The organism is Pseudomonas turukhanskensis, from assembly GCF_027922365.1.
Classification (GTDB): domain Bacteria; phylum Pseudomonadota; class Gammaproteobacteria; order Pseudomonadales; family Pseudomonadaceae; genus Aquipseudomonas; species Aquipseudomonas turukhanskensis.
The window spans coordinates 147941-161030 of the sequence record NZ_BSFN01000005.1; the positions used below are offsets into that span (position 1 = coordinate 147941).

The window sequence follows — 13090 nt, forward strand, 5'->3', positions numbered from 1 at the left end:
AGAAGATATAAAGCTACCAACCGATGACGGTGGCGATATCCCTTTAAAGGCCCGGGAAGGCTCAGACGCAGTCGAGAGAGTTTTTGTAAGAGCTCGACCGACGAGGAATGTAGCAGCCTTTGTCTGCACAATGGAGGCCAAGTTCCGAAAATTCCTACCAAACGTCGGCCAATTCACCGATATCCTTCGCAACCCATCTAGTTCGCGCCCTCTGACAACACGACCTTGAAGCGGCAGCCGCTTGGCTCTGCGGCACTTAGGCTCACTTCCCAGCCCTGGCTCGCACAAATACGTTGCACCAGGGACAGACCGAGCCCCAAACCATCGCCCCGCTGGCTGTCGCCGCGCACAAACGGCTGGAACATGGCTTCGCGCTCGTTCTCAGGAATGCCCACACCGGTGTCCTCCACCATAAAACCGTCGGCTACCAGCGTCAGGGTGATATGCCCGCTGTCGGTGTAGTGCTGCGCGTTGCGCAACAGGTTGCCCATGACCGAATGCAAGAACGTGCCGTTAAAGCGCCCTGGCATGACGGCTTCGACCCGGTACAGCAGTTGCAGCCCCTTGCTCTGGATAGGCCCGCGCCACTGCTCGACCAATTCGTGGGCCGCACTCTCGAGGGTAACGGTGGGCACGTGAGAGGCGTCGGTGTTTTGCGCACGGGCCAGCAGGAAGAAGGTTTGCACCAGTGCCCGCATGTCTTCGCATGCCCGGGAAATTCGCTGTACCTGCGCGCGGGCACGGTCATCGAGATTGGGGTTTTCCAGCAGCAGCTCGCAGGAACTGGCCAACACCATCAGGGGCGTGCGCAGTTCGTGGCTGACGTCACTGGTAAACAGGCGCTCGCGGGTCAGCGCGTGGCGCAGCAGGCCGAGGGTGGTGTCGAACGCGGCGGCCAGTTGGCCCACCTCGTCGGCGGCATAATCCGGGGCCAGCGGTGGCGCCATGGCCAGCAACTGATCGCGATGGCGCACCTGGCGTGACAGGCGCACCACCGGTTCGATCACTTTGCGCGCCAGAAACTGACCGAGGAAAACGGCCAATGCTACACACAGCACAAAGCCTATCCATACCGTGGTGTACAGCGTGCGCTCACGCTCTTCAAACTCGCTCTGGTCTTGCAGCAGCACGTATTCCTGGCCGGCAACGATGCGCACAAACGCGTGGTACGAGAGGTCGCCGCGAAAAATCTCGTGAAAGCCCGGTTCCATGCCCTTGAGGTAATCGGGCAACTCAAAATCGCCATGACCGCCGGAGAAATAAAACAACTGATCGGGTTCAGGACGAGTACGCCACTCGTCCATGTTGTCCATGTGCAGCAGACGATCCAGATCGCCACTGAGCACGCCGGAAATGAGCTTTTCTTCCAGCATATGCACGGCCAGATAAATGCCGGAGGCAAATGCCGCCGCCACCAGGGTTGTCATCAACACAAAACCGATAACGATGCGGCGTGACAGGCTTTGCTTAAACTCCATCGGTCACTTCCGCCAGGCGATACCCCACGCCGTGCACGGTTTGCAGCAGCGGGGTAGCAAAAGGTTTGTCGATCACCTGGCGTAATTGGTGGACGTGGCTGCGCAGGCTGTCGCTGTCGGGGCAGTCGTCGCCCCACAGTGCCTCTTCCAGCACTTCGCGGCGCAGTACATGGGGGCTTTTCTGCATCAACGCGGCCAGCAATTTGAGACCGATGGGATTGAGCTTCAGCGCCTTGGTGCCGCGGCTGACTTGCAGGGTGTCGAGGTCGTAAGAGAGGTCGGCCACCTGCAGAATGCGCCGACCGCCGCCCTGGCTGCGGCGCAGCACCGCCTCGATACGGGCGGCCAGTTCCGACAGGGCGAACGGCTTGAGCAGGTAATCGTCGGCGCCGGAGCGAAAGCCCTGCAAGCGGTCATCAAGCTGGTCGCGGGCGGTCAGCATAATCACCGGGGTATCCCGCCGGGCGTCTTCACGCAGGCGCTTGCACAGGGTGTAGCCGTCCATGCCCGGCATCATGATGTCGAGCACGATCAGGTCGTAATGCTCGGTGGCCGCCAGGTGCAAGCCGGACAAACCATCCTGGGCGCAGTCCACGCTGTAACCCTTCATACCCAGGTAATCGGCCAGGTTGGCGAGGATGTCGCGGTTGTCTTCAACGATCAGAATTCGCATGGATATTCCTTGGGCAGGTACGGCGGCCAGCGTGTGACGGTACGTCTCGCTGCGCGACATTACCCGAACATTGGTTGATTGAAGCGTCTTTCACCTTTTTTTCACACTTACTTAACGCCCTGCTGACAGGGGTCGGACGAGCATGCACGCTCCTGCACAAGCGTCTGGTCCCTGTATGTCGTCGAATCCGCATTCAAGTTATTCACAGCCCCTGAACCTGCCGCTGACCCTGGGCCTTCCATTGGCGATTGCGGCATTGCTGTTGCTGATCGAGCCCACGCGGCTGGACTTCGCGCTGGCCAATCTGATGTACACGCCCGGGGTTGGGTTTGTGGGTAAACACAGCGCATTTCTGGAAGACGTCCTGCACGACCGCGCCAAGCAAGCTGTGATTGTGTTCGGCGTGCTGTCCATCGCAGGCTTTATAGCGAGCTTCTTTATCCAACGCCTCAAGCCGATAAAACGGCAGCTGGGCTACCTGGTACTGGCCATGGGCGTGTCCACCAGCTTCGTCACGCCCATGAAAGCCGTGACTGCCGTGCAATGCCCATGGAGCCTAAGTCAATTTGGTGGCCAGGAAACCTACAGCCCGCTGCTCAGCCACCGCCCTGCCACCGACAAACCCGGACGTTGCTGGCCCGGCGGACATGCGGCGGCGGGCTTTACCCTGTTTGCCCTGTACTTCGTCTGGCGTGACCGCAAACCACGCTGGGCCCGCGCCGGCTTCGTCTTTGCCCTGACGCTGGGCACCCTGTTCTCCGTCAGCCGCATGCTGCAGGGCGCGCACTTCTTCTCACACAACCTGTGGACGGCGGTGTTTTGTTGGTTGATTTGTTTGGGGTCGTATTGGGCTGTGTTGTATCGGCCAGAGCCGGCCGCACAGCGTGAGTCCGTTGCCGTTTGATAGGAACGCAGACCGCCTGGTGCGCGAAGCACACCCTACGAGATCAAGAGCGAACCGAGCCCTTGCAATTGATCTTTGCGATACCAGCCGCGCTACAAACCGAGATCGAGCGAGCTAGGTGAGGCAAGGCGCCCCTCAGCTTTTAAGCGCAGCGTACTGCAGTACGTGAGCATTAAAAGCGAGGACGCAACGCAGCATCGCCGACGCGCAGCCGATCGCTCAGCCATAAAAAAAGCCCCGCACTAAGCGGGGCTCTTTTATGGCGCTAACGACAATTACATCATGCCGCCCATGCCGCCCATGCCACCCATATCTGGCATACCGCCGCCAGCTGCAGGCTTGTCTTCCACGATTTCAGCAATCATCGCTTCAGTGGTGATCATCAAGCTGGCGATAGAGGCCGCGGCCTGCAGAGCAGAACGGGTCACTTTGGCCGGGTCGAGGATACCCATTTCGATCATGTCGCCGTATTCGCCGGTGGCAGCGTTGTAACCGAAGTTACCGGAACCCTGCTTGACCTTGTCGACTACAACGCTTGGCTCGTCGCCGGAGTTGGAAACGATCTGACGCAGCGGAGCCTCAACAGCGCGACGCAGCAGAGCGATACCGACGTTCTGATCGGCGTTGTCGCCTTTCAGTTCGCTGATAGCTTGCAGAGCGCGAACCAGTGCCACGCCACCGCCAGGTACCACGCCTTCTTCAACGGCTGCACGGGTAGCGTGCAGGGCGTCTTCAACGCGGGCTTTCTTCTCTTTCATTTCCACTTCGGAACCGGCGCCAACCTTGATCACGGCAACACCGCCAGCCAGTTTGGCCAGACGCTCTTGCAGTTTTTCACGGTCGTAGTCGGACGAGGTGTCTTCAACTTGTTTGCGGATCTGAGCAACGCGGCCTTCGATGTCAGCCTGAACGCCAGCACCGTCGATAACGGTGGTGTTTTCTTTGCTGAGGATGACGCGTTTGGCATTACCCAGGTGCTCCAGGGTAGCGCCTTCCAGGCTCAGACCGATTTCTTCGGAAATCACGGTACCGCCAGTCAGAACGGCGATGTCTTGCAGCATGGCTTTGCGGCGGTCGCCGAAGCCTGGTGCTTTGACAGCAGCAACTTTAACGATGCCGCGCATGTTGTTCACAACCAGGGTAGCCAGGGCTTCGCCTTCAACGTCTTCAGCCACGATCAGCAGCGGACGGCCAGCTTTTGCAACGGCTTCCAGCACCGGCAGCATTTCGCGGATGTTGGAGATCTTTTTGTCGACCAGCAGGATCAGCGGGCTGTCCAGCTCGGCAACCATGGTGTCCGGCTTGTTGATGAAGTACGGGGACAGGTAGCCACGGTCGAACTGCATACCTTCTACAACCGACAGTTCGTTTTCCAGGCCCGAACCTTCTTCAACGGTGATCACGCCTTCTTTACCAACTTTTTCCATTGCCTGGGCAATGATGTCTCCGATGGAGCTATCGGAGTTGGCGGAGATGGTGCCTACCTGGGCGATGGCTTTGGTGTCAGCGCATGGCTTGGACTGGGCTTTGAGCTGAGCAACGATGGCGATGGTCGCCTTGTCGATGCCGCGCTTCAGGTCCATCGGGTTCATGCCGGCAGCGACGGCTTTCAGGCCCTCGTTGACGATCGACTGAGCCAGAACGGTGGCGGTGGTGGTGCCGTCACCGGCGTCATCGTTGGCACGGGAGGCAACGTCTTTAACCAGCTGCGCGCCCATGTTCTCGAAGCGGTCTTTCAGCTCGATTTCTTTGGCAACGGAAACGCCGTCTTTGGTGATGGTCGGAGCGCCGTAGCTCTTCTCGATGATCACGTTACGGCCTTTCGGGCCGAGGGTCGCTTTTACTGCGTCAGCCAGGACGTTTACGCCAGCCAGCATTTTTTTACGGGCGGAGTCGCCGAATTTAACTTCTTTTGCAGCCATGATCGTTATTCCTCAAATTCGTTTCGGTAGCGCGGAATTCGTAGAGCGGAAATCAGCCTTCAACAACGGCCAGGATTTCGTTCTCGCTCATGACCAGCAGGTCTTCGCCATCAACCTTGATGGTGTTGCTGCCCGAGTACGGGCCAAACACCACTTTGTCGCCGACTTTAACGGCCAGTGGGCGCACTTCACCGTTGTCCAGCACGCGGCCGGCACCTACAGCGAGGATTTCGCCACGGTTCGGCTTTTCAGCAGCCGAGCCTGGCAGAACGATGCCACCAGCGGTTTTGGTTTCTTCTTCACTGCGACGGATGACGACGCGGTCATGCAGAGGACGAAGCTTCATTGTCGATCTCTCCCAAGTAAGTTGTTTAAAGCCGCCGGCTTATCTGCCGGCTGGTTGATTGCTATCCGGCGTGGCCGGTCGCGCGCCGCAGGGCGGCAACGCGGAAGACTGACTGTGGAAAACCACAGAGACCTTGCGGTGACCACTACATAGGGGCAGGGATTTGGATTACAAGGGCGGGCGGTGAAAATTTTTTACCGCACCAGGGACGCTGATAAAGGCTCCAGCAGAGCCCTCATCAGCCCTGCGGGCTTATTGCGGGTCGCGGTGTTCGAACTCGCCTTCGATCACATTTGGCCGACTCTGTCCGGAGCGGGCGGCCAGGTCGTCGGCAAACGCGCGCTGGCGCAAGGCCTGCTCGGCGGCACGCTTGCGCAGTTTGCCGACGATTAGGCGACGGGTGAACGGCAGCAGGCACAGCAGGCCGAAGATGTCGCTGATAAAGCCTGGCAGCAGCAACAGGCCACCGCCCACGGCAATCAACAACCCTTCGAGCATTTCCTGTTCCGGCAACTCGCCACGGGCCAGACGTTCACGCGCCCGCCAGGCGGTGGCCACACCGGCCACGCGCAGCAACACACTACCTAACACGGCGCTACCGATAACCAGCAGCAATGTAGGCAGCACACCAATGGCGCTGCCCACTTTGATCAACACCGCCAGCTCAATGATCGGGAACAACAGAAACAAAAACAGAAAAACACGCATCTATCGGTTTCCTCGGTGCGGAATGCACGTCCATTGAATGCTACGTGGCGTTGAAGGTGTGTGAATTCAAGCAGGTACTTCACCGACGGAGGGCCAGGTTTGCGCCCGCGCCAGCGCTACCAGGGCCTGACGCACTTCCAAGGCAGTGTTACAGGATGTTGGAAACGCCAGCCAATGCAGGCCAACACCAATGCGCAGATGGAAACCTTCGCTGTCGATGCCCACCAATTCAGCCGGCGCATGGGTCGGTAGACCAGCCAGTTCCACGTAATGGGCAATAGCGTTGGCGTGGTCGCTGTTCATGTGCTCGACCATGCTCGCTTCGGATTCGCCGAAAAACGGGTTCGCCAGGCTGACCTGATCGACCCAGTGAATGGCGCCAAAGCCACCGATATAACGCGAGCGCACCGGCTCCAACACCCAGAAATCGAAGTCATGCGCCTGGTGATAGCCTTCGGATTCGGGGAAATAGCGGTAGTAGCGTTCGGCCGCGACCGCGATAGCCGCTTGGTCGGTGATCTTGCGTGCCTGCGCCAGCACCGTCAGGCGACCAACGGCTTGAACGTCTTCGGCACCGCGCTCGCCCACCAGCAGCGAACACTTGGAGTCCACCTGCAGGTTGTGGGTGTGCTGAGCAATGCGGCTGATCAGAATAAGCGGGTAGCCGTTGGCGTCCAGGCAGTACGGCACCACGGAGCCGAACGGGTAGCCGGGCATAGCCTTGGACAATGTGGAGAGCGCCCCACGGTATTCCTTGAGTAGCAATTCTCGGGCATGCTTGCCGACTTTCACGCTCACCTTATGACTCCTTGTTGAGAATTCGTCTCGAAGACGGACAGGTGCCCAGCTTAACGGTTGCGCGCGCCAACGGGGTAACAACGTATCCGCTGGTGCCAGCTGTACTTTCCGATACAGCGCCTACGCCCAGCCAACCTTTTCGGGGATGTGGTTATGGAACTCAAAGACAAAGTCATTGTTATCACCGGCGGCGGCCAGGGCCTTGGCCGTGCCATGGGCGAATACCTTGCCGCGCGCGGCGCCAAACTGGCGTTGGTGGACCTCAACCAGGAACGCCTGGATGAAACGGTAGCAGCCTGTAAAGCAGCCGGCGGCGACGCCCGCGCTTACCTGTGCAACGTGGCCAACGAAGAGCAAGTGGTGCACACCGTGGCCCAGATTGCCGAAGACTTCGGCGCCATCAATGGCCTGGTCAACAATGCCGGTATTCTGCGCGACGGCCTGACCATCAAGGTAAAGGATGGGGAGCTGACCAAACTGAGCCTGGCCCAGTGGCAATCGGTGATCGACGTAAACCTCACCGGCGTGTTCCTGTGCACCCGTGAAGTAGCGGCAAAAATGATCGAGCTGAAAAACCAGGGCGCGATCGTCAACATCTCCTCCATTTCCCGCGCCGGCAATATCGGCCAGGCCAACTACTCCGCCGCCAAGGCCGGTGTAGCGGCAGACACTGTGGTCTGGGCCAAAGAGCTGGCGCGTTACGGCATTCGCGTTGCCGGCGTGGCGCCGGGCTTTATCGAGACCGAGATGGTCGCCAGCATGAAGCCTGAAGCCCTGGAAAAAATGACCTCAGGCATTCCGCTCAAGCGTCTGGGCCAACCGAAAGAGATCGCCCACTCCGTGGCTTATATTCTGGAAAACGACTACTACACTGGTCGTATTCTGGAGCTCGACGGCGGCCTGCGCCTGTAAAAGCGCTGCCCAATAAAAAGCCCCGCCAAGTGCGGGGCTTTTTATTGCTCTCTGGGGACCGCAAAAACCGACTCCCGGCCGAGCGAGCGCAGGTCAGGCAAGGCGAGCTCAGGACGAGGGAGCGGAGTTGGCTGAAGCCAATGAGCATCCCGACCCTGAGCTCAACGCAGCATGAACAAGCGCAGCCGGCCCGGTGCGGTTTTTTACCAGCCGACGCCGAAACCAACGCTGTACCGGGTCTCATCGATCTCGCCGTCTTTGGCCCCGCTCACGATGTTTTTCTCGGCCTTCATATTGAGCGAAGCCCAATCGGTAACCTTGTAGCGCAGACCGGCTTCAGCATCGAGTTCGTACTCGCTGTCGCCGCCAATCGGCTTGCCCAATTCGCCGTTGCTGAACAGCTCGAAGGTCTTGCCGACCAGATAACGGTTGTAGTCCCACTTCAGGCCCAGCGAATAGAAGTTGTCGCTGCCGCCATCTTTGTATTCGTAGTCGTTCTGGTTGACCAAGGTCGCCAGGGAGAAAGCGCCCAGCTCGTCGTCCCAGAATTGGTAACCAGGACCGGTACCGATGGTGCGTTGGCTGGAGACGTCTTCGATATGGTCGCGTGTGTAGCTCACGCGGCCTTGCCAGAACCAATGCTCATCCAGAAAGCGGTCCAGCGCGTATTCGGCGTTCCAGTTGTTGGTGGTGGTCACCTCGTCCTGCGACTCGCGGTTGTAGCCGCCTTCGGCATTGTGACGCCAGGCGCCGTGGCGGGCGGTGGTCTTGAAGTCGACGTCGTAGTCATCGGTATCGGTTTCGGCGCGTTTGTAGTCGAGGCCGACGTCCACGTTGCCCTTCCACACCAAGTCTTCAAGAATCGGCTTGGGCTTGATGATCTGCTCGATGCTCGCCAGCTCGACGGTTTTCGGCGCTTCGCCATTTATAAGGGTGACCTTGCCGTCTTCGGCCGCTTTCAGCGACTTGGCGCGCTCGCCGGTGAACTCATCCTGCTTGACCATCAACTCGCGGTCGCTTTCCAGGGTTTTCACCTGCTTCCAATCCACCGGAATGGTGCCGCCGTAACTGGTCTCGACCACCAGTTTTCCGCCATCGAACACCTTGATGGTACCGGTCAGCCGGTCGCCGTTTTTCAACCAAACGGTATCGGCCAGAGCAGGGGTTGCCGCCAGCGTCAGCGCAGCGCAGGAGAGGGCGTGAGAAAGCTTGTTGGATAACCGCATGGGGAGATGTACCGCTCCGTAAGGGTGAAGGGCGGGCATTATCCAAGATAAAAACCCGCAGACCTAAAAACACTGGAAAGAGTGACCGACGGTAACTCCTCAAGTTCAACGCAATTGCCCAGCAAGAGCTGAGCCAACGCCAACCGCTGTGCTTTGTCCAGCGCCATACGGGCGCTGCGGGCAGCCGGCATTTGATCGAAAACCTCGCTCGGTTAAGCTGCCAACTCGTCACCAGCACCTGCCGCCACAGGAAGACCATGCCAGCCGAAGACGTCAAACCCAAGACAGCTGCCCCAGCCTCCACCCGCCACGAAGATATCGAGGCCCGGCGCACAGCGCTGTACGTGACGCTGGCGCAAGTGCCCAGCGGCTGCGTCGTGAGCTATGGCCAGTTGGCCGAATTGGCCGGGTTGGGCCGCGCCGCTCGGTGGGTGGGCCGCACCCTGAGTCAGTTGCCCGATGGCAGTTCCCTGCCCTGGCACCGCGTGGTGGCCGCCGGCGGCCGCCTGAGTCTGGCGGCCGGTACGGTGTCTGGAGAGGAGCAGCGGGCACGGCTGCGCGCCGAAGGAGTGCGTATGGTCAACCAAAGGGTGGATATCAAGCGCCATGGCTGGCGCCCAATGGAGCACAGCGGTTAGAGTGCGCCCTGTTTTTTGCGATCCGGTCGGCACCTGTGACCGGGTCACTCACGTTCTCGTATTTGCAGGCAGAAATCCGCCCAATGGCCCGTAAAACCTGGCGTGCCGCGCTCGCCGCCTATGCTTCACCGGCAAGTCTGGCCTTGCTGCTGCTTGGCTTTGCCGCCGGCTTGCCTTACATGCTGGTGTTCTCGACGTTGTCGGTGTGGCTGCGTGAGGCCGGCGTGTCGCGCGAAACCATTGGCTTTGCCAGCCTGATCGGCCTGGCGTACGCCTTCAAATGGATCTGGTCACCCCTGCTCGACCAATGGCGTCTGCCGCTACTGGGCCGCCTCGGTCGGCGCCGCTCCTGGCTGGTGCTGGCGCAGATCGTGATTGCCATGGGCCTGATCGGCATGGCGCTGTGCGACCCGCGCGAGCACCTGACCTGGCTGATTGCCATTGCCGTACTGGTCGCCTTCGCCTCCGCCACTCAAGACATTGCCGTAGACGCCTACCGCCTGGAAATCGCCGACGACACCCGCCAGGCCGCCCTCGCCGCCAGTTACATGCTCGGCTACCGCGTCGCCGCCCTGCTTGCCACCGCCGGCGCCCTGTACTTCGCCGAATGGTTCGGTTCCACCACCACCGCCTACGAATTCGGCGCCTGGGCCAGTACCTACCTGATGTTTGCCGTGATGATGCTGCCGGGGCTGCTGACTTCGCTGTGGATGCGCGAACCCCACGTCGACATGCCGGTACAAACTACCACCTCGCGTTTCAAGCTCAAGGATCAGTTGTACTCGGTGCTGATTCTGTTGGTGATGCTGATTTCGCTGCCTGCCATGATCACCGGCCTGCTCGACCGCGCCTGGCCGCGCGCCGCGCTATACGCGATTTTCCTCGGTGCCTGCCTGATGCCCGCCGGCCGCCGGCTCATTGCCCCGGTACGCGACCTGCTCAGCCAGCAGCGCAAGCAATTGATCGTCGCCGCCCGTGGCAAGGTGATCCCCAACTTCGACTTCGTGCACCAGGCCGTGTCGATGATTGTGCTGATCATCATCTTGGTCACGGCAGCGGCCGCCGCCAAAGCGTTCAACAGCGGCGCCTGGCCGCGCGGCACCATGTATGTGCTGATTGCGCTGGCCTGTTTGTCGGCGCCGGGCCGCCTGTTGATGGCGCCGGTGGTTACGCCCATCAGTGAGTTTGTGCAGCGCTACCGCTGGCAGGCGCTGCTGCTGCTGGGCCTGATCGCGACCTATCGTATGTCCGATACCGTGATGGGCGTGATGGCCAACGTGTTCTACATCGACCAGGGTTTTACCAAGGAGCAGATTGCCAGCGTGAGCAAGCTGTTTGGCCTGATCATGACCTTGCTCGGTGCGGGTGCTGGTGGGTTGCTGATTGTGCGGTTCGGCATCATGCCGATTCTGCTGATTGGTGGCGTGCTGTCGGCGGCGACCAACCTCATGTTCATGTGGCTGAGCGACATGGGCGCCAACCTGGACATGCTTATCCTGACCATTTCGGCCGATAACTTCAGCGCAGGCTTGGCCACATCGGCCTTCGTCGCCTACCTGTCGAGCCTGACCAACCTGAAATTCTCTGCCACCCAGTACGCCCTGCTGAGCTCGATCATGCTGCTGCTACCGCGCCTGATTGGCGGTTATTCGGGCGTGATGGTGGAGAACGTCGGGTATCACAAGTTCTTCCTGATCACCGCGCTGCTGGGCATTCCGACGCTGATTCTGATTTGCTGGCAATGGCAGCGGATGGCGAGCCAGCCGGCGGCTCCGGCTGAAGAACCGCCTGTGGCGGTGACCGAGGAAAAAGCGCGGACTGAACAGGTCTGAGCACAAAAAAGCCGGCAATCGCCGGCTTTTTTAGAGCTTCGCTTTTTAAGGCATCAGGCCGGTTGTTCTTGCACCATGCGAATCACCCGCTGCGGGAACGGAATGGCAATGCCCGCTTCCTGCAACCGGTCCCGAATCTCTTCGTTGAACTTGAACGTCAGGCTCCAGTAGTCGGCGGTTTTTACCCACACGCGCAAACTCATCTTGATTGAGCTATCGCCCAACGACGCCACCACCACGGCTGGCGCCGGGTCTTTGAGTACGCGCTCGTCCTCGGCCATATCCATCAGCACCTGTTTGGCCGCCTGCAGGTCGGCGTCGTAGTTGATGCCGATATCGAACACCACCTGCCGCGTGGCCTGACGGTTGTAGTTGGTGATGATACCGTTGGACAGGCCGCCGTTGGGCATGATTACCGTCTTGTTGTCGCCGGTACGCAGCACGGTGTGGAAAATCTGGATGTTATCCACAGTCCCCGTTACACCCTGCGCTTCAATCACGTCGCCAATGCGAAACGGGCGGAACAGCAGAATCAGCACCCCACCAGCAAAATTGGCCAGGCTGCCCTGCAACGCCAGGCCGATGGCCAGACCGGCTGCACCAATGGCGGCGATAAACGATGTGGTCTCAACGCCGATCATGGAGGCGGCGCTGATCACCAGCAGCACTTTGAGAATGATATTGGCCAGGGTGCCGATGAAGCCCTGCAAGGCGGGGTCGCCCAGGCGTTTGCCAATCAGCGCGCTGAGGTTTTGCGTGAGGCGGTTGATCAGCCACCAGCCGATTGCCAATACCACAACGGCCAACAACACTCGGCCGCTGTAGGCCATGATGACCGGCAGCCAGGCCTGTGAAGCGTCAATCAGGTGATCCACTTGTGCGTCGAAATCCATAACCCACTCCCCCGCTGCCTGACCGCCCGTACGCCGGTCATGAAAAGCAGCTGATGTAGGTTGCGACGTCTTGTAGGTGGGATGGTTCCCATCAGTTACCCGCCCACGCCCGTGTGAACACGGTTTTTTTAGAACGTAGCGAGCGAAGGAGAGGCAAGGCGGAAACAGGTGAAAAAGGCGGAGTTGCCGTAGCCAATGAGCATTTTTTAACCTGTTTCCAACGCCCGATAGCCGAGCGCGGTTGCTTTAATCGCGGAAATTGTTGAATTGAAGGGGCATGCCAAACTCTTTCGCCCGAAGCGCCGCGATGGCCTCTTGCAGGTCATCACGCTTCTTGCCAGTCACCCGCACCTGCTCGCCCTGAATGGCGGCCTGCACCTTGAGTTTGGCGTCCTTGATATGGGCCACGATTTTCTTGGCCAGCTCCTTATCAATACCTTCGCGCAGAACTGCTTCCTGCTTCACACTCTTGCCCGATGGATAAGCATCTTTGAGCTCAAGACACTGCACATCGATCTTGCGCTTGACTAGGCTGAGTCTGAGAATCTCCACCATCTGTTCCAGTTGGAACTCGGCGTCAGCGGTGATGTTGATGGTCAGTTCCTTGAACTCGAAAGTGCCTTTGCCACGCAGGTCGTAGCGACGCTCCAGCTCTTTGACGGCGTTGTCGACGGCATTGGTTACTTCGTGTTTGTCCAGTTCGGACACCACGTCGAACGAGGGCATGGGAATTCTCCAGATAGACGGCGCGAATAGTCTT

At 59.6% G+C, this 13090-nt stretch carries 13 protein-coding genes; 4 read left to right on the forward strand and 9 right to left on the reverse strand.

Features of this window, described 5'->3' with window-relative positions:
* Nucleotides 1-197 precede the first annotated feature (197 nt).
* Nucleotides 198-1478 (reverse strand): sensor histidine kinase, encoded by a 1281-nt coding sequence (locus tag PKE98_RS11045; RefSeq protein WP_271195342.1) that lies wholly within the window; start codon nt 1476-1478, stop codon nt 198-200.
* Complete coding sequence (locus tag PKE98_RS11050) at nt 1468-2151, reverse strand: response regulator transcription factor (RefSeq protein WP_271195343.1); 684 nt, start codon at nt 2149-2151, stop codon at nt 1468-1470. Before PKE98_RS11050 ends, PKE98_RS11045 begins: the two co-directional genes overlap by 11 nt.
* A 175-nt stretch (nt 2152-2326) precedes the next feature.
* Here PKE98_RS11050 and PKE98_RS11055 point away from each other — a divergent pair, with 175 nt between their 5' ends.
* Entirely contained in the window at nt 2327-3055 is a 729-nt protein-coding gene (locus PKE98_RS11055; protein WP_271195344.1) for a phosphatase PAP2 family protein, read from the forward strand.
* Nucleotides 3056-3330: 275 nt separating this feature from the next.
* Here PKE98_RS11055 and groL read toward each other — a convergent pair whose 3' ends face one another.
* The 4 genes from groL to PKE98_RS11075 all read right to left on the reverse strand — a co-directional run bounded on the left by groL (nt 3331) and on the right by PKE98_RS11075 (nt 6829).
* Nucleotides 3331-4977 (reverse strand): chaperonin GroEL, encoded by a 1647-nt coding sequence (gene groL / locus PKE98_RS11060; protein WP_271195345.1) that lies wholly within the window; start codon nt 4975-4977, stop codon nt 3331-3333.
* Nucleotides 4978-5029: 52 nt separating this feature from the next.
* A complete protein-coding gene (locus tag PKE98_RS11065) occupies nt 5030-5323 on the reverse strand; it encodes a co-chaperone GroES (RefSeq protein WP_108098537.1) in 294 nt (97 codons plus the stop codon).
* 252 nt (nt 5324-5575) lie between these two features.
* Nucleotides 5576-6031, reverse strand: a complete 456-nt coding sequence (locus PKE98_RS11070; RefSeq protein WP_271195347.1) for an FxsA family protein — start codon at nt 6029-6031, stop codon at nt 5576-5578.
* A 66-nt stretch (nt 6032-6097) separates the two neighbouring features.
* Complete coding sequence (locus PKE98_RS11075) at nt 6098-6829, reverse strand: HugZ family pyridoxamine 5'-phosphate oxidase (protein WP_271195348.1); 732 nt, start codon at nt 6827-6829, stop codon at nt 6098-6100.
* Between the two features lie 153 nt (nt 6830-6982).
* Between PKE98_RS11075 and PKE98_RS11080 the strand changes: the two genes are divergently transcribed.
* The gene (locus tag PKE98_RS11080) at nt 6983-7741 is read left to right on the forward strand and encodes an SDR family oxidoreductase (protein ID WP_271195349.1); all 759 of its coding nucleotides are present in this window, start codon (nt 6983-6985) and stop codon (nt 7739-7741) included.
* A 203-nt stretch (nt 7742-7944) separates the two neighbouring features.
* On the opposite strand, the gene PKE98_RS11085 is transcribed toward PKE98_RS11080, so the two are convergent.
* On the reverse strand, nt 7945-8967 hold the full coding sequence (locus PKE98_RS11085; protein WP_271195350.1) for a DUF481 domain-containing protein: 1023 nt from the start codon (nt 8965-8967) through the stop codon (nt 7945-7947).
* A gap of 257 nt (nt 8968-9224) precedes the next feature.
* On the opposite strand from PKE98_RS11085, the gene PKE98_RS11090 reads away from it, so the two are divergent.
* Both PKE98_RS11090 and PKE98_RS11095 read left to right on the forward strand, forming a co-directional pair.
* Nucleotides 9225-9605, forward strand: coding sequence for an MGMT family protein (locus PKE98_RS11090; protein ID WP_271195351.1), 381 nt, complete (start codon nt 9225-9227; stop codon nt 9603-9605).
* 83 nt (nt 9606-9688) lie between these two features.
* Complete coding sequence (locus PKE98_RS11095; RefSeq protein WP_271195352.1) at nt 9689-11437, forward strand: AmpG family muropeptide MFS transporter; 1749 nt, start codon at nt 9689-9691, stop codon at nt 11435-11437.
* Nucleotides 11438-11490: 53 nt separating this feature from the next.
* Here PKE98_RS11095 and PKE98_RS11100 read toward each other — a convergent pair whose 3' ends face one another.
* A complete protein-coding gene (locus PKE98_RS11100) occupies nt 11491-12330 on the reverse strand; it encodes a mechanosensitive ion channel family protein (RefSeq protein ID WP_271195353.1) in 840 nt (279 codons plus the stop codon).
* A 246-nt stretch (nt 12331-12576) separates the two neighbouring features.
* Complete coding sequence (locus tag PKE98_RS11105; RefSeq protein WP_271195354.1) at nt 12577-13056, reverse strand: YajQ family cyclic di-GMP-binding protein; 480 nt, start codon at nt 13054-13056, stop codon at nt 12577-12579.
* Nucleotides 13057-13090 lie beyond the last annotated feature (34 nt).

What these genes read in the sequence shown, in the direction of transcription:
- PKE98_RS11105 (WP_271195354.1), bottom strand. Translation starts at nt 13,056, where the DNA reads ATGCCCTCGTTCGACGTGGTGTCCGAACTGGACAAACACGAAGTAACC.
- PKE98_RS11055 (WP_271195344.1), top strand. Translation starts at nt 2,327, where the DNA reads ATGTCGTCGAATCCGCATTCAAGTTATTCACAGCCCCTGAACCTGCCG.
- PKE98_RS11050 (WP_271195343.1), bottom strand. Translation starts at nt 2,151, where the DNA reads ATGCGAATTCTGATCGTTGAAGACAACCGCGACATCCTCGCCAACCTG.
- PKE98_RS11080 (WP_271195349.1), top strand. Translation starts at nt 6,983, where the DNA reads ATGGAACTCAAAGACAAAGTCATTGTTATCACCGGCGGCGGCCAGGGC.
- PKE98_RS11100 (WP_271195353.1), bottom strand. Translation starts at nt 12,330, where the DNA reads ATGGATTTCGACGCACAAGTGGATCACCTGATTGACGCTTCACAGGCC.
- PKE98_RS11095 (WP_271195352.1), top strand. Translation starts at nt 9,689, where the DNA reads ATGGCCCGTAAAACCTGGCGTGCCGCGCTCGCCGCCTATGCTTCACCG.
- PKE98_RS11085 (WP_271195350.1), bottom strand. Translation starts at nt 8,967, where the DNA reads ATGCGGTTATCCAACAAGCTTTCTCACGCCCTCTCCTGCGCTGCGCTG.
- PKE98_RS11045 (WP_271195342.1), bottom strand. Translation starts at nt 1,478, where the DNA reads ATGGAGTTTAAGCAAAGCCTGTCACGCCGCATCGTTATCGGTTTTGTG.
- PKE98_RS11070 (WP_271195347.1), bottom strand. Translation starts at nt 6,031, where the DNA reads ATGCGTGTTTTTCTGTTTTTGTTTCTGTTGTTCCCGATCATTGAGCTG.
- groL (WP_271195345.1), bottom strand. Translation starts at nt 4,977, where the DNA reads ATGGCTGCAAAAGAAGTTAAATTCGGCGACTCCGCCCGTAAAAAAATG.
- PKE98_RS11065 (WP_108098537.1), bottom strand. Translation starts at nt 5,323, where the DNA reads ATGAAGCTTCGTCCTCTGCATGACCGCGTCGTCATCCGTCGCAGTGAA.
- PKE98_RS11090 (WP_271195351.1), top strand. Translation starts at nt 9,225, where the DNA reads ATGCCAGCCGAAGACGTCAAACCCAAGACAGCTGCCCCAGCCTCCACC.